At 66.6% G+C, this 20,043-nt stretch carries 21 protein-coding genes and 2 tRNA genes; 15 read left to right on the forward strand and 8 right to left on the reverse strand.

Going from position 1 to position 20,043, the window contains the following annotated elements; translation table 11 throughout:
- The first annotated feature begins 13 nt into the window (after positions 1–13).
- Both HNO88_RS06090 and HNO88_RS06095 read left to right on the forward strand, forming a co-directional pair.
- Positions 14–862 (forward strand): cytochrome c1, encoded by an 849-nt coding sequence (locus tag HNO88_RS06090; RefSeq protein WP_184243204.1) that lies wholly within the window; start codon positions 14–16, stop codon positions 860–862.
- Positions 863–938: 76 nt separating this feature from the next.
- Positions 939–1,121: a DUF1289 domain-containing protein gene (locus HNO88_RS06095; RefSeq protein ID WP_184243205.1), complete on the forward strand. Its 183-nt coding sequence runs from the start codon at positions 939–941 to the stop codon at positions 1,119–1,121.
- 576 nt (positions 1,122–1,697) lie between these two features.
- Here the strand turns inward: HNO88_RS06095 and HNO88_RS06100 are convergent.
- Positions 1,698–2,201, reverse strand: coding sequence for an MmcB family DNA repair protein (locus HNO88_RS06100; RefSeq protein WP_184243206.1), 504 nt, complete (start codon positions 2,199–2,201; stop codon positions 1,698–1,700).
- Positions 2,202–2,324: 123 nt separating this feature from the next.
- Here HNO88_RS06100 and HNO88_RS06105 point away from each other — a divergent pair.
- Positions 2,325–2,401, forward strand: a tRNA-Arg gene (locus tag HNO88_RS06105).
- Between the two features lie 29 nt (positions 2,402–2,430).
- On the opposite strand, the gene HNO88_RS06110 is transcribed toward HNO88_RS06105, so the two are convergent.
- The 7 genes from HNO88_RS06110 to HNO88_RS06140 form a co-directional block, all read right to left on the reverse strand.
- Positions 2,431–2,853 (reverse strand): VOC family protein, encoded by a 423-nt coding sequence (locus HNO88_RS06110; RefSeq protein WP_184243207.1) that lies wholly within the window; start codon positions 2,851–2,853, stop codon positions 2,431–2,433.
- A gap of 39 nt (positions 2,854–2,892) precedes the next feature.
- Positions 2,893–3,828, reverse strand: a complete 936-nt coding sequence (locus tag HNO88_RS06115) for a bifunctional riboflavin kinase/FAD synthetase (protein WP_184243208.1) — start codon at positions 3,826–3,828, stop codon at positions 2,893–2,895.
- Positions 3,829–3,836: 8 nt separating this feature from the next.
- Positions 3,837–4,322, reverse strand: a complete 486-nt coding sequence (locus tag HNO88_RS06120) for a dihydrofolate reductase (protein ID WP_184243209.1) — start codon at positions 4,320–4,322, stop codon at positions 3,837–3,839.
- A 65-nt stretch (positions 4,323–4,387) separates the two neighbouring features.
- The gene (locus tag HNO88_RS06125; protein ID WP_184243543.1) at positions 4,388–5,443 is read right to left on the reverse strand and encodes a 5-(carboxyamino)imidazole ribonucleotide synthase; all 1,056 of its coding nucleotides are present in this window, start codon (positions 5,441–5,443) and stop codon (positions 4,388–4,390) included.
- 25 nt (positions 5,444–5,468) lie between these two features.
- Entirely contained in the window at positions 5,469–5,954 is a 486-nt protein-coding gene (gene purE, locus HNO88_RS06130) for a 5-(carboxyamino)imidazole ribonucleotide mutase (RefSeq protein ID WP_184243210.1), read from the reverse strand.
- A gap of 1 nt (position 5,955) precedes the next feature.
- Entirely contained in the window at positions 5,956–6,642 is a 687-nt protein-coding gene (gene gpmA, locus HNO88_RS06135; RefSeq protein ID WP_184243211.1) for a 2,3-diphosphoglycerate-dependent phosphoglycerate mutase, read from the reverse strand.
- A 62-nt stretch (positions 6,643–6,704) separates the two neighbouring features.
- Complete coding sequence (locus HNO88_RS06140) at positions 6,705–6,893, reverse strand: hypothetical protein (protein ID WP_184243212.1); 189 nt, start codon at positions 6,891–6,893, stop codon at positions 6,705–6,707.
- Between the two features lie 113 nt (positions 6,894–7,006).
- Here HNO88_RS06140 and HNO88_RS06145 point away from each other — a divergent pair.
- The 12 genes from HNO88_RS06145 (at position 7,007) to HNO88_RS06200 (ending at position 20,022) form a co-directional block, all read left to right on the forward strand.
- Positions 7,007–7,081, forward strand: a tRNA-Thr gene (locus tag HNO88_RS06145).
- Positions 7,082–7,286: 205 nt separating this feature from the next.
- The gene (locus HNO88_RS06150) at positions 7,287–7,904 is read left to right on the forward strand and encodes a lytic transglycosylase domain-containing protein (RefSeq protein ID WP_246381269.1); all 618 of its coding nucleotides are present in this window, start codon (positions 7,287–7,289) and stop codon (positions 7,902–7,904) included.
- Positions 7,901–8,215 carry a TrbC/VirB2 family protein gene (locus HNO88_RS06155; protein WP_184243213.1) on the forward strand — a complete coding sequence of 105 codons (315 nt, stop codon included), beginning with the start codon at positions 7,901–7,903 and terminating at the stop codon, positions 8,213–8,215. Before HNO88_RS06150 ends, HNO88_RS06155 begins: the two co-directional genes overlap by 4 nt.
- A gap of 58 nt (positions 8,216–8,273) precedes the next feature.
- The gene (locus HNO88_RS06160) at positions 8,274–8,852 is read left to right on the forward strand and encodes an ANTAR domain-containing response regulator (protein ID WP_184243214.1); all 579 of its coding nucleotides are present in this window, start codon (positions 8,274–8,276) and stop codon (positions 8,850–8,852) included.
- 1 nt (position 8,853) lies between these two features.
- Positions 8,854–10,062: an ABC transporter substrate-binding protein gene (locus HNO88_RS06165; protein WP_184243215.1), complete on the forward strand. Its 1,209-nt coding sequence runs from the start codon at positions 8,854–8,856 to the stop codon at positions 10,060–10,062.
- The gene (locus HNO88_RS06170; RefSeq protein ID WP_184243216.1) at positions 10,063–10,341 is read left to right on the forward strand and encodes a hypothetical protein; all 279 of its coding nucleotides are present in this window, start codon (positions 10,063–10,065) and stop codon (positions 10,339–10,341) included.
- Positions 10,342–10,562: 221 nt separating this feature from the next.
- Positions 10,563–12,296: a M61 metallopeptidase family protein gene (locus HNO88_RS06175; RefSeq protein ID WP_184243217.1), complete on the forward strand. Its 1,734-nt coding sequence runs from the start codon at positions 10,563–10,565 to the stop codon at positions 12,294–12,296.
- Between the two features lie 87 nt (positions 12,297–12,383).
- Positions 12,384–14,657, forward strand: coding sequence for a TonB-dependent receptor (locus HNO88_RS06180; RefSeq protein ID WP_184243218.1), 2,274 nt, complete (start codon positions 12,384–12,386; stop codon positions 14,655–14,657).
- 86 nt (positions 14,658–14,743) lie between these two features.
- Positions 14,744–15,442, forward strand: coding sequence for a helix-turn-helix transcriptional regulator (locus HNO88_RS06185; protein WP_184243219.1), 699 nt, complete (start codon positions 14,744–14,746; stop codon positions 15,440–15,442).
- 61 nt (positions 15,443–15,503) lie between these two features.
- Positions 15,504–16,889 carry a CapA family protein gene (locus tag HNO88_RS06190; protein WP_184243220.1) on the forward strand — a complete coding sequence of 462 codons (1,386 nt, stop codon included), beginning with the start codon at positions 15,504–15,506 and terminating at the stop codon, positions 16,887–16,889.
- 47 nt (positions 16,890–16,936) lie between these two features.
- Entirely contained in the window at positions 16,937–17,905 is a 969-nt protein-coding gene (locus HNO88_RS06195; protein WP_184243221.1) for an ornithine cyclodeaminase family protein, read from the forward strand.
- On the forward strand, positions 17,902–20,022 hold the full coding sequence (locus HNO88_RS06200; RefSeq protein ID WP_184243222.1) for an amidohydrolase family protein: 2,121 nt from the start codon (positions 17,902–17,904) through the stop codon (positions 20,020–20,022). The genes HNO88_RS06195 and HNO88_RS06200 overlap by 4 nt, the downstream gene beginning before the upstream one ends.
- Positions 20,023–20,043: the final 21 nt, after the last annotated feature.

The following is a 20,043-nucleotide window of genomic DNA, read 5'->3' on the forward strand; positions in this document are numbered from 1 at the left end:
CGGAAAACAAGCCATGATCCGCATCATTTCCATCCTCGTCGGGCTGTTCTTCACGGTCGCGCTGGCGTGGTCGTTCGGTAACGGCGCCTATACCGCCATTACCGAGCCCGCCCCGGTCACCGCCGAGCACGAGTTCCACAAGCATCCCAAGGAGGTGCACTTCGCCAGCGACGGCGCATTCGGCAAGTTCGACCGCCAGCAGCTGCAGCGCGGCTTCCAGGTCTACAAGGAAGTCTGCTCGGCCTGCCACTCGCTCAGCCACGTCGCCTTCCGCGACCTGACCGCGCTCGGCTACAGCGACGCCGAGGTCAAGGCGATCGCCAAGGGCTTCCAGGTTCCGGGCATCGATCCCAACACCGGTGAAGCCGCGATGCGCCCCGGCATGCCGACGGACTACTTCCCCAAGCCCTTCGCCAACGACATCGCCGCGCGCGCCGCCAACAACAACGCGGTCCCGCCAGACTTGTCGCTGATGACCAAGGCCCGTCACGATGGTGGCAAGTACGTCTACTCGCTGATCACCGGCTACCAGCCTCAGCCAGCCGCGCTGCTGAAGGAATTCCCGGACGCCAAGACTCCTCCGGGCCTGCACTACAACCCTTACTTCGCGAACCTGAACCTGGCGATGGCGCCGCCGCTGACCAGCGAGGGTCAGGTGTCCTACTCGGACGGCACCAAGTCGACGGTCGACCAGATGGCGAAGGATGTCGCGTCGTTCCTGATCTGGACCGCCGAGCCCAAGCTCGAGAAGCGCAAGCAGACCGGCTGGCCGGTCCTGGGCTTCCTGCTCTTCGCCACGGTCCTGGGCTTCCTGTCGTACAAGAATATCTGGCACGACAAGAAGAAGCAGCTGCACAGCTGATCTGCGCGCCAAGCCGCAACATGCAGCGCCCCTCCATCCGCAGGATGGCAGGGGCGCTTTGCATTCGGGGGCACTCATGACCGCAGAGCAGGTCCCGTCGCCCTGCAGCGGTGTGTGCCGGCTGGACGATGCGAGCGAAATGTGCGTCGACTGTCGGCGCACGCTGGACGAGATCGCCGGCTGGTCGCGCTTCTCGCCGTTCGAGAAGCGACGGGTGCTGGAGGATTGCCTATCTCGGCTCCGCTCGACCGTCGACTGATCCTCGGTCGCCTGAAGGGCGTAAAGGTGTCTTTCGCAATTCGCCCTGTGCGTCTGCCGCTTGCAGGGTGGGCGGGCCTGAGCGCGGCCCGGTGGATCGCCTCGACGGGAGCGATCTGGATCCAGATCAACGCCTCTACGGCCTCATCCAACTCAGCTGGCCGGGCGAGGCATCCCATGCACCGCCCGGCAATCTAGCCTGTGGGCGCGGTAGGTCAGGCGAGCGCAACCGCTGGTGCAGCGTCGATGCGAGTGAATCCAATTTCAGGCCAGCTTGACGGCCAGATGCGTGAAACCCCCTTTAGTCGCCATCTGGATCATCCGATCGGTCCCGGCAGGGCTACCTGGAAACCTCTCCCACATGCCGCAAACGCGCTCTTGGACGCTCGAATGAGAAGCTCCTCATCCAATAGCGATGGACAGATCGCTCGGCTCCATCACCCCGTGCGCTTGCACTCTAGATACGCAGTCGGGCAGCGCGGCCGCATACCCTGCAGGTAGCGCATGCGATATTGACCTGAGCCACCGGGACTCCGTAGAGGGCCGCTCAATCGCCAGCCATACAATCCGGCTTGGCCTACCCTTCCCGGCCCCATTGCACCGTGTGAGGATCCGCGCCGGTCACCAGGCGCCGCAGCGCGGCCCGGGCAAGGCGCTCGGTTTCCACCTTGCGACGCGCCGCGGCGAGCTTGCGGGTGGGTGCAGGGCGCAGGATCTCTGCGTCGTATCCATCGGCGACGATCACTCCGCAGCACTCGGGCATGAAGGCCTCTGTCCCTAGGCATGCCCGATCGAGCTCAGGCGACAGGCCCCAGTAGAACCGGTCGCAGTAATCGAGATAGTCGGGCCACTTGGCATCGCCCAGCAAATCAGCCCGGCTCACCTTCACCTCGACGATGACGATGTCGCCCTTGGCGTCGATCCCCATCAGGTCGGCGCGCCGGCCGCAGCGCAGCGGCATCTCGGGCAGACACCAGATGTCGTTGCGTGCGAACAGCCGGCAGATCCCGCGGACCACGTCCGCAGCGATCACCGGAGACTTCGTAGGAGCGGTACGGGCGAGCGAATCGATTGAAGACATCGCCCCACAATAGGAACATAGAGGGAACTGACAAGCCATAGCATCCTCACGCGCGGGCCGCACCGCGCCCCCGCGAAATGCCACTGGCGCGCCCGCGCCCCCTCTGCTAACCGCGCCTGCACTGCACCCGTAGCTCAGCTGGATAGAGCGCTGCCCTCCGAAGGCAGAGGTCACAGGTTCGAATCCTGTCGGGTGCACCATGTTCCTGCCACCATAGCGCGCCCGCCGGTCAGGTGGCGAACAGCTGTTCGAGCTCCTCGAAAGCCTTCATTTCGATGGCGTTGCCGCTTGGATCGCGGAAGAACATGGTAGCCTGCTCGCCAGGTTGTCCGGCGAAGCGGATGTGGGGTTCGATCTCGAATGTGACACCGGCGGCGTTGAGCCGCTCGGCCAAGGCCTTCCAATCGGGCATCGTCAGGATCACGCCGAAGTGCGGAACCGGGACGTGATGGCCGTCGACGGCGTTCCCGCCGGCCACGGTGCGATTATCGTCCGGCATCAGGTGGGCGACGATCTGGTGGCCATAGAAGTCGAAGTCGATCCACTCGGCGCTGCTGCGGCCCTCCGGGCAGCCAATCACGCCACCCCAGAATGCCCGGGCCGCGTCGAGGTCATGGACAGGGAAGGCGAGATGGAACGGGCGTAAGGCCAACGCGGTGTACCTTCTGTGAGATGCTTGTCCGCGCGGCGTTCAGGCGGCGAGCGATGTCAGCAGCCGCCGGGCCTCGTCACAGTCGCGATCCATCTGCGCGGTGAGCGCGTCGAGGCTGTCGAACTTGGCTTCGGGGCGCAGGAAATGGTGGAAGGCCACTTCGATTTCCTGCCCATAGAGATCGCCCGAGAAATCGAAGAAGTAAGGCTCGAGCAACTCCTTGGGAGGATCGAAGGTGGGGCGCACGCCAAGGTTCGCCGCGCCCAGCACGGTCCGGCCCCCCGGCAGCCGTGCCGTCACGGCGTAGATGCCGTAGCGGGGACGCAAGTAGGCGCCGAGCGCCAGATTGGCGGTCGGATAGCCGATCGTGCGCCCGAGCTTGTCACCGTGCTGCACCGGGCCCCGGATCGCGAACGGGCGTGTGAGCAGGCGGGTCGCGGTCTCGCAATCGCCCGCTTTGAGCGCTGCGCGGATGCGGCTCGATGAGATTGGGCCCTGCTCGTCCGAAACGCCAGGCACGGCGCGCGTCGCGATACCCAGTGGCTGGCCGAGAATACGGAGCGAGGTGGCGGTGCCGCTGCGATCCTTGCCGAACACGAAGTCCTCGCCCGTGGTCACGCCCGCTGCGCCCAGTTGCGCGTGGATCATCTCGCGCACCCAGCGCTCGGCCGCCATGCCGGCGATGGCGGCGTCGAAGTGGAACACCAGCATGGCGTCCGCCCCCGCGGCGGCGAACAGCTCTTCGCGCTGGTCCAGCGTGGTCAGCCTGAATGGCTCGGCGTCCGGACGGAAGAAGCGCACAGGGTGCGGGTCGAACGTGGCGACGATCGCCGGTCGGCCCTGCTCGCGCGCCCAGCGCACCGCTTCACCGACGACGGCCTGGTGACCCTGGTGGTACCCGTCGAAGTTGCCGAGTGCCAGGATCGCGCCGCGCAGCGAATCGGGAACGGGCTCGCGGTGGTCGAGGCGAATCATGCTTGGCGCTATAGGTCGCGTGCGAGCGTCACGAAAGCGTAGCCCGGCCGACCGTCCGCGGGGGCATGTTCCTCGCGCGCCAGTTCGCGCCAAGTGGCGCCGGGCGGCGGCATCGTGATGTCGCCGGGATAGTCGGCGTGGATCTCGGTGAGTTCGATGCGATCGGCGAGAGGCTCGAAGACGGCGAAGATCTCGGCACCGCCGATGACGGCAATGTCATCCTCGCTGGCAAGCGCCAGTGCCTGCTCGGGCGTGTGCGCGACCTCGGCACCCACCGCGTGCCATGCGGCGTCGCGGGTCAGAACGATGTGACGGCGGCCAGGCAGGGGCGCGGGGAAGCTTTCGAAGGTCTTGCGGCCCATGATCATCGGCTTGCCGGTGGTCAGCGCCTTGAAGTGTCTGAGATCGGCCGGCAGGTGCCAGGGCAAGGTGCCATCGCGGCCGATCACGCCGTTGGCGGCGCGGGCGTACACGAGGGTGAGAACGGCGCTCACGTCACGTCCTCAGCGCCTCGGGTCCACTGGCAGGGGAGGGCAGGGTAGGGCTCAACGGTTCAGCCTCACAGCACCAACCGGGTCACGTGGCCCATCTTGCGGCCGGGGCTTGGCTCGCCCTTGCCGTAGAGGTGGAGATGGTTGGCCGGATCGGCCAGGATATCCGCCCAGCCAGCGGCCTCGTCACCGATCAGGTTGCGCATCTCGGCGATGCTCGCGGCAAGACCCGGCTCGCCGAGCGGCAGGCCGCAGATCGCGCGAATGTGGTTTTCGAATTGCGAGGTAACGGCGCCTTCGATGGTCCAGTGGCCTGAGTTGTGCACGCGCGGCGCCATCTCGTTGAACACGGGCCCGTGTTCGGTCGCGAAGAATTCGAGCGTGAGCACGCCGACATAGTCCAGCGCCTCGGCCACCGCCGCGGCCAGTTCGCGTGCGGGCGCGACCTGGCTGGCGATCGGCTCGCCGGCGGGAATGGTGGAGAGCGCCAGGATGCCGTTCTCGTGCACGTTGCGCGCCGAATCGTAGTAGCGGACCTGCCCGTCCGCACCGCGGCACAGGATCACCGAGAACTCGGCGAGGAAATCGACGAAGCCCTCGTAGATCAACGGCTGTGCCGACAGGTCGAGCGCCTCGACGTCGGCCGCCGACTGGATGCGCCATTGACCCTTGCCGTCATAACCCTCTCGCCGGGTCTTGAGGATGCCCGGCAAGCCGATCGCGGCAATCGCCGCATCGAGTTCGGCGAGGGTGTCGACCGGGGCGAATGGGGCAGGAGTGCCGCCGAGGCCCTGCACGAACTGCTTCTCGGTCAGGCGGTCCTGTGCCGTCTCCAGGGCGCGCGGATGGGGGAGCAGCGGCACGGTACCGAGCGTCAGCAGCGGGGTCACCGGTACGTTCTCGAACTCGTAGGTGACGACGTCGCAGGCGCGCGCGAACGCGGCCATGGACACGGTGTCCGACCATTCGGCTTGGGTGAACGCGTGGCTCACTTCCGCGGCGATCGAGTCCGGTTCGGGTGCGTAGATGTGGCAGCGATAGCCCAGCTGCGCCGCGGAGGTCGCCAGCATGCGGCCGAGCTGGCCGCCGCCCAGGATGCCGATGGTGGAACCGGGTGGGATCATGGCGCGGCCTTGCGACATGGCGCGCTCAAGCCGGCCGCTCGGCGACGCTCGCCGTCTGCTCGGCGCGGAATGCCTTCAGCCGCTCGGCCAGGGCATCGTCGCTGGTAGCCAGGATCGCCGCGGCGAGCAGGCCTGCGTTCGCGGCGCCTGCCTCACCGATCGCCAGGGTGCCCACCGGTATGCCCGCCGGCATCTGCACGATCGAGAGCAGGCTGTCCTGCCCCGAGAGGGCCTTCGATTGCACCGGCACACCCAGCACCGGCAGGTGCGTCATGCTGGCGACCATGCCGGGCAGGTGTGCCGCGCCGCCCGCGCCGGCGATCACCACCTTGAAGCCCTCTGCCGCCGCCCCTTGCGCGAAGGCGACCAGACGCTCTGGCGTGCGATGGGCCGAGACGATTCGCGCGTCGTACGCGACGCCCAGTCTGTCGAGCATCTCGGCGGCGCGCGTCATCGTCGGCCAGTCCGACTGGCTGCCCATCACGATCGCGACCGGCACCGCCAGGGTCATCTCACCGCTCCGAAAGGTAGTAGCGATCCTGGACTCCCAGATCATCGTCGAGATCGTAGACGATCGGCTGGCCGGTCGGGATTTCGAGGCCGGTGATCTCGTCGTCCGAGATGTTCGACAGGTGCTTCACCAGCGCCCGCAGGCTGTTGCCGTGGGCCGCGACCAGCACTGTCGCGCCGGCCTTCAGGTGCGGCACGATCGAGCCTTCGTAGTAAGGCAGAACACGCGCGATGGTGTCCTTCAGGCTTTCGGTATTGGGGATCGGGATGCCGGCGTAGCGCGAGTCGGCGCCGAGATCGAACTCCGATCCGCTCTCCAGCACCGGGGGCGGAATGTCGAAGCTGCGGCGCCAGATCTTGACCTGGTCGTCGCCGTGCTTGGCCGCGGTCTCGGCCTTGTCCAGGCCGGTGAGGCCACCGTAATGCCGCTCGTTCAGGCGCCAGTCCTTGGTCTCGGGGATCCAGAGGATGCCGGCCGCTTCCAGCGCCAGATGCAACGTCTTGATCGCGCGGGTCTGGAACGAGGTGAAGGCGACATCGGGAAGCATGCCCTTGTCCTTGAGCAGGGTGCCGGCGGCGCGCGCCTCGGCCTCGCCCTTCTCGGTCAAGCCGACGTCCCACCAGCCAGTGAAGCGGTTCTCGAGGTTCCACTGGCTCTGGCCGTGGCGGACAAGGATCAGACGAGGCAAGGGGGCATGCTCCTTGGCTGTGGCCCTACATGCGCGAGGGCCGTTGCGCGTAGGGGCCGGCCCTAGCTTTCCGGCGCCGCGTTGGGAAGAGAGCCCGAGTCGTTTTCGGCTATGGACGCCGCCGTATCGGAGGCGGTCGTACAGCCGATGGTACCCAGGGCGCGTGCCTGTGCCTTGCGGCGATGCAGGTTCTCGCGCAGCTTCGCGGCCAGGCGCTCCTCGCGCGATTGCGGGTCTTGTCGCTTGTCCATGTGGAAGCCATGCCGCGCCCTCGGCCAAGCCGCAAGCCGTGCTTGACATTCCAGGCCGCCGAGACGATAGGGCGCGCCTGCCTGGCGGACCCTTTCTCGTTCGCCGGATGCACGCTGCTGTAGCTCAGTGGTAGAGCGCACCCTTGGTAAGGGTGAGGTCGGGAGTTCAATCCTCCCTAGCAGCACCATCCTTTCCATTGGTGGTGTTCTCGGCCGTCCGGGGCGTGGCCAAGCCGCGCCTGTCTGGTGTGCGCGCGCTTCGCGTATCTCCTGAGCCGGAATGACCGTACCCGTCGCGCAACCTGCCTTTAGTGGCTTGAGCCGCATGGCGCGCTTGCGGTAATGGGGCCGCGGGAACGAGTTGCGGATCGGGGAAGCATTCCTTTGAAGAGCATGCATGTCATCGCGGCGATGCTGGGCCTTGCGGCGGTCGCCGCGCCTGTATCGGCCAGCGCCGATGTTCTCCAGATCGAGAGCGAGGGCGCGCGATGGGTCGCCGGCGGGCCCGTGATGCCGGAGCCTGAGGTCAGCATTGCCGCGGTCGATGGCGACACGATCGAGCTGCTGCCCGATGGCACCGGCTTCCACCCCGCCTCGTTCACCGGTGTCGCCGATGCCGCCGGTCCCGAGCGTTTTCGCGCCCGTGTCGCCGAGCTCGCGGCCAAGTACGACATCAGCCCGACTCTGCTCGAAGCGGTCGTCTGGCAGGAGAGCCGCTGGAACACCGCCGCGCGCTCGCCGGTCGGGGCTCAGGGGCTTGCTCAGCTGATGCCGGGCACGGCGCGCCAGATGGGCGTCAATCCAGCCGATCCGATGGCCAACCTGGAAGGCGGCGCGCGCTATCTGCGCATGCAGCTGGATGCTTTCGGCGGCGATATCGAGCGTGCGCTGGCCGCCTACAACGCCGGACCTGCCCGCGTACAGCGCGCCGGGGGCATACCCGCTATCCGCGAGACACAGCTCTATGTCGCCTCGATCATGTCGCACCTGACCGATCCGGTGCGCAAGTGAGCGCGCGTCGTCTCCTCACGGTCATTGCCGGACTGTTCGCCGCTGCTCCGCAGGCCGCGCTCGCCCAGGCGGTGACCCGCGATCCCGCCGGCAGCGGGCCGATCGTCGCCGCGCTCGGCTGGCTGCAGGGCACGCTGCTGGGCAATGTCGCGACCGCGGTGGCGGTGATGGCCGTGGCCGCGGTCGGCTTCATGATGCTGACCGGCCGCATGAACTGGCGGTTCGGCGCGACCGTGATCATCGGCGTCTTCATCCTGTTCGGCGCCGGGGCGATCGTCTCGGGCATCCAATCGGCCGCGGTCGGAGGATAGCGGGTCCACGGACCACTCGCCCCTTGCTCATAGCCATGCTGCACTGCACAAAGGCCGAATGCGCATTGCCATCATCGATGAAAGCGCTGCCCGCGCCTCGGTGATCCGAGAAGGCCTGGCGGCCTTGCCCCAGTGCGAGATATTCGTGCTGACCGAACGGCGCGGCATGGTTGCGCGAATCGGCGAGATCGCGCCCGACATCGTGCTGATGGACCTGGGTAATCCGAGCCGTGACGTGTTGGAGGAATACTTCGCCGTCAGTCGGGTGCTCGACCGGCCGATCGCGATGTTCGTGGATGAGAGCGACAACGAGTCGATCGCCGCTTCGGTCGAGGCCGGGGTGTCGTCCTACGTGGTCGACGGGCTCGCGGCGAACCGCATCAAGCCGATCCTCGATCTGGCCGTCATGCGGTTCAACGCCTTCGCGCGGCTGCAAAAGGATCTGGCCGAAGCCAAGGGCAAGCTTGCCGAGCGCGAGACGATCGACAAGGCCAAGCGCATCCTGATGGATAGTCGTGGGCTCCCCGAGCCGAAAGCCTACGCCGAGATGCGCAGCGCGGCGATGAGCCAGAGCAAGCGCATCATCGATATTGCCGAGGCGATCATCACCGCGCATCGCCTGATGGGAGGCGCCTGACATGTCCCAAGAGCTGGTCCTGGGCTTCCTGCCGCTGGTCGATGCCTGCCTGCCGATCCTGGCCCACGAGCACGGCTTTGCCGAGGAGGCGGGCGTGAAGCTGCGCCTCGTCAAGGACATGAGCTGGGCAACGGTGCTCGACAGGCTGCTTTACGGCCACTCGGACGCGGCGCACATGGTGGCCCCACTGGCGATCGCCGCCACTCTGGGGCGAGGGCGTCCGGCCCAGCCCTTGTCGGTGCCCTTCGTGCTCGGCCTCAACGGCAACGCCATCACCATGCGGCCCGAGATCGCGCGGCGCGTCCGTCCGGAGAACACTTTGGGCGCGGCGGCACACGTCGGCGCGGAATTGCGCAAGATCGCCGACGAGCGGCGTGCGGGAGGCGATCGCCTGCGCTTCGGCGTGGTCCACCGCTATTCCAGCCACAACTACATGCTGCGCTACTGGCTGGCCGGCTGCGGCATCCGGCCGGACCACGATGTCGAGATCACCACCGTTCCCCCGCCGTTCTGCGCCGATGCGCTGCGGGCGGGCGAGGTCGATGGCATCTGCGTGGGCGAGCCATGGAACAGCGTGGCGGTGGAGCAGGGTGCGGGCGAGATCGTCCTCGCCACGGCGCAGATCTGGCGGCGCGGCGTCGAGAAGGTGCTGGCGCTGAAGGAGAGCGTGCTCGAGGAGAAGCTCGACGCCGTCCGCCTGCTGATCCGCGCGTTGTGCAAGGCGGCGGCGCACTTCGTCGACCCGGTGAACTGGGACGCCAACGCCGCGATCCTCGCCCGGGCCGAATACCTCGACGGTAGCGCCGAACTGATCCGCCGCGCGATCTCGGACCGGCTGCTGCTCTCGCAAGACGGGGCGCTGGTGCACTATCCCGACTTCATGTTCCAGTACCGCGAGGCGGCGAACTTCCCGTGGGTCAGTCAGGCCGAGTGGCTCTACACCCAGATGGTGCGGTGGGACGGCACGCCGTTCGATGCCGACGAAGCCCGCCGCGCCGCGCGCGTATTCCGCCCCGACATCTACCGTTCGGCGTTGATGGGGACGGGCGAACCGCTGCCTGGTGCCAGCTCCAAGGTCGAGGGCAGCCTGATGCAGCGCACCGCCGTGAGCACGCAGCAAGGCGAGATGGTGCTGGAACCCAACCGCTTCTTCGACGGCGTCGCCTTCGATCCAGCGCACCTGGAGGACTACCTCAAGCGCCTGCCATGAGTGCGTGCCCGAGGGTTCCTCGTCACCCAGTTCGAAGCCGAAGTGGCCGGCCTGGGGCATACCGAAGTCGACCGCATCGTGCGCCGGCGCATCGGCCAGGGCCTCTTCCGCGCCGCGCTGATCGACTACTGGGATGCCTGCCGTTCACCGGCATCACCGAGCCCGCGCTGCTGCGCGCCAGCCATATCGTGCCCTGGGCGAAATGCGCCAGCGGTGCCGAGCGGCTCGCGCGCACTCGGACGCGGCCTTCGACGCAGGATGGTGAGCTTCGCCGCCTGAAGATCGAGGGGGCGCATCGCGCGCGCATCGAGGATGATAAGTTCAACACTTTGGAAGTGGTTTCAAAAAACCGTTGACATTTTTGTTGCAGCAGGCACAGATCCTGGCGATCCGGAAGCCGGCCAAGATCATCTCCAAGCTCTATCGAAGGTGTTTTCGGGAGCGTTTGCGCCTCCTCAATTCGAGCCGGGCGCCCTTGCTGGACAGCTGTGGAAGACACGATGATGGCCTTCGTTCTGACCATTGCAGGCATGATGGCTGCGGCAGGCCCAATTGGGCCCTCGCTCGAAATCGACCTGTCTCCCCGTGCCGTCTCCGGCAAGGTCGAGGCCATCGATGTGACGCTGGTATTCGAAGGCGTCACGGCCGGGGCGGACGCTCCGCTGCTGCAGATACCCCTGGTGTCGAGCAACGTCGATACCGTCGCGACCGGCCTGACCCGGGTCGACGCGCGCGACGCCAAGGGTCCCATCGCGCTCGTCCTGCACGATGTCGAGCGCCCGGTGCAAGCCGCGGGCGACGCCGAGATCGGCGGGAAGATGCGGGAGTGGAACGCCGTGCGCGCGGTTTCCGGGCGATTGACGGTGCGTTATACGGTGCCGGCGCATGCGACTTTGCCGCCGCGCGGCGCGGCGCCTCCGTTTGCGTTCAGCAACGATGGTCAGGCCACGTCGGGGGCGGGGCACATCTTCCTGCTGCTCCCTCCCGGAAATGCCGCATACCGAACGACGGTGAAGTGGGATCTGTCCAAGCTGCCCGCCGGTAGCAAGGGCGTCAGTTCCTATGGCGGCGGCAATGCGACCGCATCCGAACCGCTGAACGCCAGCCAGTTGCGCATGGCTTACTACATGGCCGGGCGCATCGGGACATGGCCCTGGCCCACGCCGCAGCGGGGCTTCTTCGCGGCCTGGCAGGGCACGCCGCCGTTCGATGCGCAGGCGCTGATGGGCTGGACGCGCGACCTGTACGATCGCTACGCGGCGTTCTTCGGCCAGAAGGAGCCGCCGCAGTACGGCGTGTTCCTGCGCTACAACCCGATCAACGCCGGCGGCGGCGTCGGCCTTTACCATTCGTTCGTGACCACCTTCGGAAAGCCCGGTCTGCATGGCTCCGATGTCGACGAGGTCAAGTCCACTCTCGCGCATGAGATGTTCCACACGTTCTCGCCTTACATCGAGGAGCCGGCCGGGCTGGAATCCTCGTGGTTCGGCGAGGGGCTGGCGACGTTCTACCAGCGGCGGCTGCCGTTGCGGTTCGGGCTGATCACGCCCGCCAAGTTCCTGGAAGACCTGAACTTCCATGCCGGACGCTACTACACCAGTGCCATGGGAGACGCGCCCAACGGCGAGGTGCCCAAGCGCTTCTGGGCCGACACCCGCATCCGCACGCTGCCCTACGATCGCGGCATGCTCTATTTCGCCGACGTCGATCAGAAGGTGCGCAAGCGCTCGGGCGGCAAGCGTTCGGTCGATGACCTAATGCTGGCCATGCTGGCGCTGAACAAGGCGGGTAAGACCACCACAAACGCCGATTGGGAGCATCTGCTCGAGGCCGAACTTGGCGCGTCGGCCGTGCAGGAATTTCGGGCGTTCTTGGCCGGCAAGGCCCCGGTGCCCGCCTCCGATGCATTCGGGCCGTGCTTTCGCAGCACGACCCGGCCGATGCGCCGTTACGAGCTGGGCTTCGACAGCGCGGTCCTGGCCGAGCCTCGGCGCATCGTGCGCGGCGTCACGGCCGGAAGCGCCGCAGCGGCCGCCGGCCTCAAGGATGGCGACGAGATCCTGGTTCCGGTTCCGCAAGACCAGATCCAGGGCGAGCAGGGCGCCAGGCTGAAGCTGCATGTCCGCCGCGACGGTCGCGATTTCGATATCGAATATCTGCCGCGGGGCGAGACCGTGGACGCACGCCAGTGGGAGCTTGTCCCGGGTGCGGACACGCGAAGTTGCGGCATCTGAACCACACGAATTCACGCAGGGAGTGAACACGCACGGGCACAGGCAAGAGCCTGGCTGGTGCAATTTTCGAAAAAATGAGGGATTGCAATGACACGCCTTGATCGAGTTATCTCCACATCGCTGTTCGCGCTCATGGTGGGCGTATCCGGTTCCGCGCACGCACAGGACGCATCGCGCGCCAACGACACCGGCGCGTCCGCCGGTACGGGCGAGGAAATCATCGTCACCGCCCAGAAGCGGCAGCAGCGCCAGATCGACGTGCCGCTGGCGATCAGCACCATCGGCTCGGAAACGCTGACGAGCCAGAACCTGAACCGCATTTCGGACTACTTCGACCGCATCCCCGGCCTGCAGTTCTCAGGCCCGCGCATCGCGGCGCTGTCGCTGCGCGGCGTGACCACGGGTGCGGCCAGCAGCCCGACGCTGGCGGTGCTGGTGGATGACGTGCAGTTCGGCGGCTCGACCGATGGCGGCCAGACGCCGATCCCGGATTTCGATGGCAGCACCTTGCAGCGCATCGAAGTGCTGCGCGGGCCCCAGGGCACGCTGTACGGCGCATCGAGCCTGGGTGGCCTGATCAAGTACGTGCTGAAGGAGCCCAGCCTCGACAAGCTGAGCGGCCGCGTGGAAGTGGGCGGCACGCACATCTCGCACGGCAACGAGGGGTGGGTCGCGCGCGGCTCGGTCAACGCGCCTCTGACCGACTGGCTGGCGGTGACCGCAAGCGGCTTCTACCGCGACGATGCAGCCTGGCTCGACAACGTCAATGCGCGCGCGCGGGACGCCAGGGATACAAACACCCGCAAGGTCTGGGGTGGTCGAGCCGCCGCGCTGATCCAGCCCGCGCCAAATCTCAAGTTCGTGCTGTCCGGGCTTTACCAGAAGCAGAAGGCGATCAACAGCGACCTGTCGACCAGCTCGGGCGGCGTGCCGATCTGCAGGGCGTGCCAGACCGATCCGACCGCGCGCGTCACCACCGATCCGGTCTTCGGCGACCTGACGCTCAACAGCCTGGATTCGTTCAACAACGCCAAGTACCAGATGTACAGCGCCAGGGGCGAATGGGACCTGGATCAGGTCAAGCTGACCTCCATCACGGCCTGGAGCCGGTCCGACAACAGCTTGTCGAACGATGTCACCAGCACCTTCCGCCCGTTGTTCCTGCGTCCCTTCTCCTACGGTGCGGCATACGCCGGCGGATCGGTGACGATCGACAATGCCGATTACACGCACAAGTTCTCTCAGGAGCTGCGCGCCACCGGCACCGTCGGCATCGTCGACTGGCTGGTCGGCGGCTTCTACACCGTCGAGCATTCGGGCGTCGATCAGTCGCTCACGCTGGCCGATGCCAGCGGTGGCCAGGCCGTGGTGCCGTATATCGCCGAAGGCCCCGACAAGTACCGCGAATATGCCGGTTTCGCCGACGCGACGGTGCACCTGACCGACAAGTTCGAGGTCCAGTTCGGCGGCCGCTACGCACAGAACAAGCGGACGTCCTCGTCCGCGCAGATCACGACGCCGCAAGCCGCGGTGTTCTTCGGGCCCAGCAGCGTGACTGCGGCGAACTCGAAGGACAATGCCTTCACTTGGCTGATCTCGCCCACCTACCACTTCTCGCGCGACATCATGGTCTATGCCCGGATCGCGACCGGCTATCGCCCCGGCGGCCCGAACATCGATACCACGGTGACGTCCAGCTACGGGCCGGACCGAGTGACGAACTACGAAGTCGGCTTCAAGGGCGTGGTCGTTCCCGGCGTGCTGACCATCGATACCGCGCTGTTCCAGATCGACTGGAAGAACATCCAACTGGGCGGCACGGCGGAGTCCGGACTGACCTTCACCGCCAATGGCGACACTGCGCGCAGCAGGGGCTGGGAGTTCTCCGCAAATCTGACGCCGTGGCAGGGCATGACCGTTTCGGGCAACTTCGCACTGACCGATGCGGAACTGACGGCGACGCTGGTCGACCTGGGCGAGGGCAGCCTGGTCGGTCGTTCCGGCACCGACCTGCCGTTCACGGCCAAGTTCACCACCAGCGTGTCGGCTGACCAGACGCTGCCGCTGAACGATCGCCTGACTGCCACCCTGGGTGCCAGTTTCACCCACGTCGGCGACCGACCCGGCGGGTTGGTCAGCAACCTCGCCACGCGCCCGCGTCTGGAGATACCCGGCTACTCGACCGTCGACTTGCGCGCCGGGCTCGACTTCGATCAGGTCTGGTCGCTGAGCGTCTACGTGCGCAACGTGTTCGACAAGCGCGGCGTCACCTTCATCAACGACCGGAACGGCACGAGCACGCCCAACGCGCTCTACGTCATGCCGCGCAGCTTCGGCCTGACCGTGGCGCGCGATTTCTGAACCATGATGCCTGTACCCAGCCTCTTGCCATCGGCAGGATCGGTGGCGAGGCTGGGTGCCGACCCGGATCGGCGAGAGGATTTGAGATGACGAAAGCCGAGGCAGGCAGCCTCGACCATGCGGCGATCATGAACGTGCTGGGCGCGGTGCTGGAGATCCTGGGCGATCACGTGAACTCGTGCACCGAGCTCGTCGTTCACGACATGACCCGGCCGGACTCCTCGATCGTCGGGATCGTCAACGGGCAGGTCAGCGGGCGCCTGCGCAACCAGTCGATCCTGGCCGGCCCGAGGGAGGATCGCGGGTTCGAGGCGCTGATCGGTGCAAGCGAGAATACCGGCTCGGTTTCGACCCGGGTGATGCGCAACTATGTCTCGCACACACGGGATGGACGTGGTCTCGATTCATCCACGGTCGTGGTATTCGACGCCGACGGCAGGCCTGCCGGGGCGCTGTGCGTCAACGTCGATACCGACAAGATCGTACAACTGCGCCAGCAGCTCAACGACTTCATGTCGCCGGCCGCCCCGGCGGAAAGTAGCGAAGACGTGGCTTCCAGCACCATCGACGGATTGATCGAGGAGATCGTCCAGGATGCGATCGCGACGTCGGGCGTCGGCGTGTCGCGGATGAGCAAGGCGGAGAAGGTCGCCGCGGTTTCCGCCATGAACGCGCGCGGGCTGTTCCTCATCAAGGGTGCGGTCGAGACAGTCGCCCAGCGACTGGGAACCACCAAGTTCACGATCTACAACTACCTCGACGAGATCGGCGCCAAGCGTCGCTGAGGCGACTTGGCGCATCGACTCGCACTTCCTCGGGAACACGATCTTGAAACATGTCCGAGCGATGCTCCGCATTACGGCCGCGATCATCGGGGCGATTGCGCTGCCTGCCGCTTCGTTCGCGGACGCGTCATCGACGCTCACCATTGCCCTGGGTGGGGACCTGATCGGGCCATATCAGGTCCAGACGGGCGAGCCCGCACCCGACATCGCCGCAGTGAACACGATCTTCCGCAACGCGGATGCGGCAATCGCCAACTTCGAAGGATCGAGCTTCGACCTGAGTACCTTCACCGGCGTGCCCGCTGCCGAGAATGGCGGCGGCTATCCGGTGATTCCTCCCGCAAACATGCCATACCTGACAAAGACGATGGGCCTCGACCTTGTTTCCAAGGCGAACAATCACGCGACCGACTGGTCCTACGACGGCCTTCTCGCGACCCTGGCGACGACCGCGGCGAACGGCCTCACTCAAGCTGGCGCGGGTCGGACCGAGGAAGCGGCGCGGCGCGCGGCCTACTTCGACACCGCGAAAGGCCGGATCGCACTGGTCAGTGTCGCGACCTCCTTCACGCCGATGTCGGTCGCGGGCGCTCCGGTGGAGCGTGGAGGCCGCACGTTCGATCGGCCGGGCATCAGCGTGCTGCGTATCCAGCCTGTCCGGGTGCTGACACCGGAGCGCTACAGCTCGGTCGTGAGTGCCGCCGGTCCATTGGCGATCCCGGTCCCGGATCGGCCGGACGAGATCCGCATCAGCGACCAGCGCTTTCGCAAGGGCGATGGCGACAGCGTTGTCTGGGAAGCCGATCCCACCGACCTCGCCGCCGTACTGGGGGCGGTGCGTGCGGCGCGCAAGCAGGCACGGGTCGTCGTGCTGGCGGTCCATGCGCACCAGACCGAGGGCCGGGACGAAACCATGCCGCCCGCCGCCTTCGCGCCGCTCGAACTCCACCGCGCCAACGAGGAGCCGAGTGCGGAAGATACCCGCCCGGCACCGATCCTCAAGGACGTGTTCCGCGCCGCGATCGATGCGGGAGCCGACGTGGTCACGCGCACCGGCCCGCATGTGGTGAACGGCATCGAAGTTTATCGCGGGCGGCCCATCTTCTATTCGCTGGGCAGTCTCGTGTTCAGCTTCGGCGGACAGCGCAGCTACACGACGCCCGCCGGCCAGCGCATGAACTTTCCGGATGGTTGGTTCCACACCATCGTGCCGGTGGTGTCGATGGATGCTGCGAACCGGATGACGGTGCGCGTGCGCGGCGCCACGTTGACCAGCAGCAAGGGCAATGACGACGGATTGCCGCGGTTGGCCTCAGGCGCCCAAGAACAGGCTATGCTTCGCCAACTGGCAAAGCTGTCCGCATCCTACGGAACGCGGCTGCGGATCGGCAAGGGCGGCGCGGACATCCTCTTTCCACCGGAGCCGGCGGCCGTCCCACCGCGCTGACACCCCGGGCCAAAGCTGCCGCGCCTTTTCGATACGGAAATCACCTCATGGAAATTGCCTACTACGATGCCGAAGCAGTCGAGAAGGCGCTCGATTATCAGACCTGCGTCGGCGTGTTGCGCGAGGCCATGCAGGTTCTGTCTACCCGCCACGCGGTACAGCCGCTGCGGCAGATCATCGAGCTGGAGGAGCAGGGGCTCTTCGCGATCATGCCCGGAGCGCTCGATCGCGCGCGCGGGTTCGGCGCCAAGCTCGTCAGCGTTTTCGCCGACAAGGAGCGTCAGGGACGATCGCGCCACCGGGGCGTGATCGCGGTGTTCTCGGGCGAGACGGGCGCGATCGAATGCCTCGCCGATGCCGAAGCGGTCACGACCCTGCGCACTGCGAGCGCCAGTGCGCTGGCGACTGCCACTCTGGCGCGTGGCGATGCGCAAGTGCTGACGGTCATGGGAACCGGTACGCAGGCGCGGGCGCATGTGCTGGCGCACCGCCATGTTGGGAACTTCGCCGAGGTCCGTATCTGGGGCCGCACTTTCCCGCATGCCCAAAGCCTCGCCGAGAGGCTCACAGGCGAATTGGGCCGGCCTGTGATCGCATTGGCCGATGCCCGCACAGCCGTGCGCGACGCCGATGTGATCTGCACAACGACCAGCGCGGCCGAGCCGATCCTGCTGGGCGAATGGGTGCGGCCCGGCACCCACGTCAATCTCGTCGGCTCCAGCTTCCTCGGTCCGGTAGAGGCGGACTCCGCGCTGGTCGTCGCCAGCCGCTACTTCGCGGATTACCGGCCGAGCGCGCTGGTCCAGGCCTCGGAGCTGGCCGTAGCGCGCGAGGCCGGGCTGGTCGACGACGCGCATGTCGTCGGCGAGATCGGCGAAGTGCTCGCCGGCATGGTGGCGGGCCGCCAGAGCCCTGAGCAGATCACGCTCTACAAGTCGCTCGGACACGTCGTGCAGGACCTTGCCGCCGCCGCTCACGTCCATCGTGCCCATGCGCAGATTGAGGAGCCCGCATGACCCTCGCTTCACAACGGCTGACTTTGCCCTCGCGGCTCGCGTTGTTCGGCGCGGGCATCCTGCTGGCCTTGCCCGGCATTGCCGACGCAGCCACGCAGGACAACCTCTCGATCGTGTCGGGCGGCGAAATCGTCGGCAGTCTCGACGCGGTGACGGAGGGGAACCACGTGTCGGTCGACTACCGGGTCGACAACAATGGCCGTGGCCCCAAGCATCACGAGGATATCGATCTCGACGCCAGCGGCGTGCCGCTTTCGTATCGCGTCACGGGCACCTCGCTCATGGGCGGCAAGGTGGAGGAGCAATACCTCTGGAAGTCCGGTCTGGCGACTTGGCACAGCCAGGCCGATGCCGGCTCGGTCAAGGCCACCAAGCCTCCGCTGTACGTCCTGAACGACGACAGCCCGTTCGCCATGGCCATCTATGCGCGCGCCAGTATCGCGGCACGCGGTGAAGAGGTGCCGGTTCTGCCAGGCGGAAAGCTGATGGTAAGCAAGGTGCGCGATGTCGGCATCGGCGACAAGACGGCAGGCCTCGCGCCGGTGTCGGCAGCGGTGTACCGCGTCACCGGCCTGCAACTTGCGCCCACCTATGTCCTGTTCGACGACAAGGGCGGCCTGTTCGCTGTATTCGACGCGGACGCCGGCGGCGGCGACATGACCATCCGCAAGGGCTACGAAAAGGCGGTTCCAACGCTCGCCAAGCTGGCCGGCGATCTCGATCTGGAGCGGGTCAAAGCGCTGCAGGGCAAGCTGGCGCACCGCTTCTCCGGTCCGATCCGGATCGAGAACGTGCATGTGTTCGATCCGGCATCGGGCCAGCGCTCTGCCCTGTCCACGGTCGTCGTCATGCGCGACCGGATCGTGCGGGTCGAGCCGCAAGGCGCACCGTTTGCGCAGACGAGCGAAACGGTGATCGACGGGGCGGGGGGCACGCTCTATCCCGGGCTGCACGACATGCATTCGCATTCGACGCTCGACATGGGCCTGTTCTATCTGGCGTCCGGCATCACCGCCACGCGCGACATGGGCAACGACAATCGCTTTTTGCAGGAGCTTCTCGATCGGATCGACGCGGGCGAGATCGCCTGGCCGCGGATCGTCCCGTCCGGGTTCCTTGAGGGGCGTAGCGCTTTCTCGGCACGCAACGGCTTCATCCCCGACACGCTCAAGGACGCGCTGGCCGATGTGAACTGGTACGCCGACCATGGCTATGCCGAGATCAAGATCTACAATTCCTTCACGCCGGAATGGGTACGCCCCGTCGCAGCGGAGGCGCATCGCCTCGGGATGCGCGTGTCCGGGCATGTGCCGGCCTTCGACACGCCTGACCGGGTGATAACCGACGGCTACGACGCGATCGCCCACCTCAATCAGCTGATGCTCGGGTGGATCCTCAAGCCGGGCGAGGACACCCGCACGCCCTTGCGGCTGACCGCGATGTCGCGCGCCGGCGCGCTGGACCTGGCTTCGGCCCCCGTGCGCAAGACGATCGCCCTGATGAAGAGCCACGGGACGTCGCTCGATACGACGGCCGTGATCCTGGAAATGCTGCTGCGGTCCAATGCCGGCGAGCGGCCGAGTTTCGCGGAGAACTTCTTCACGCACATGCCGATCGGCTGGCAGCGCTTCCGAAAGCGCAGCTATGTCGACAAGAGCGACCCCGCGCTCCGCCTCGCCTACGAGCAAGGTGCGGACAAGACGCTGGAGGTCATCAAGCTGGCGCACGACGAAGGCATCCGGATGTTGCCCGGCACGGACGACGGGACGGGGCTTACCTTGCTGCGCGAGATCGAACTCTACGTAAAAGCAGGGCTCTCACCGGCCGAGGCCCTGCGGACTGCGACTCTCGGCGCCGAGGAGTATTTCGCGAACACGGCCGACGTCGGGACGATCGCACGCGGAAAGCTGGCCGACCTGGTGCTTGTGGCGGGCGATCCGACGAAGGACATCCGCGCGATCTACACGCCCCAAATGGTGATGCGTGGCGGGATCGTCTATTATCCGTCCGAGATCCACAGTGCCCTGGGCATCGCGCCATTCGCGTCGCCACCCAAGATACGCCCGGCCATTTCAGCCAATCCGCAAACCGCAGCTAACGTCCAGGTGCGTAAATAGAGCGGGATGGCGGTGCTTGGG

Source organism: Novosphingobium chloroacetimidivorans (genome assembly GCF_014204535.1).
In the GTDB taxonomy this organism is placed as follows: domain Bacteria; phylum Pseudomonadota; class Alphaproteobacteria; order Sphingomonadales; family Sphingomonadaceae; genus Novosphingobium; species Novosphingobium chloroacetimidivorans.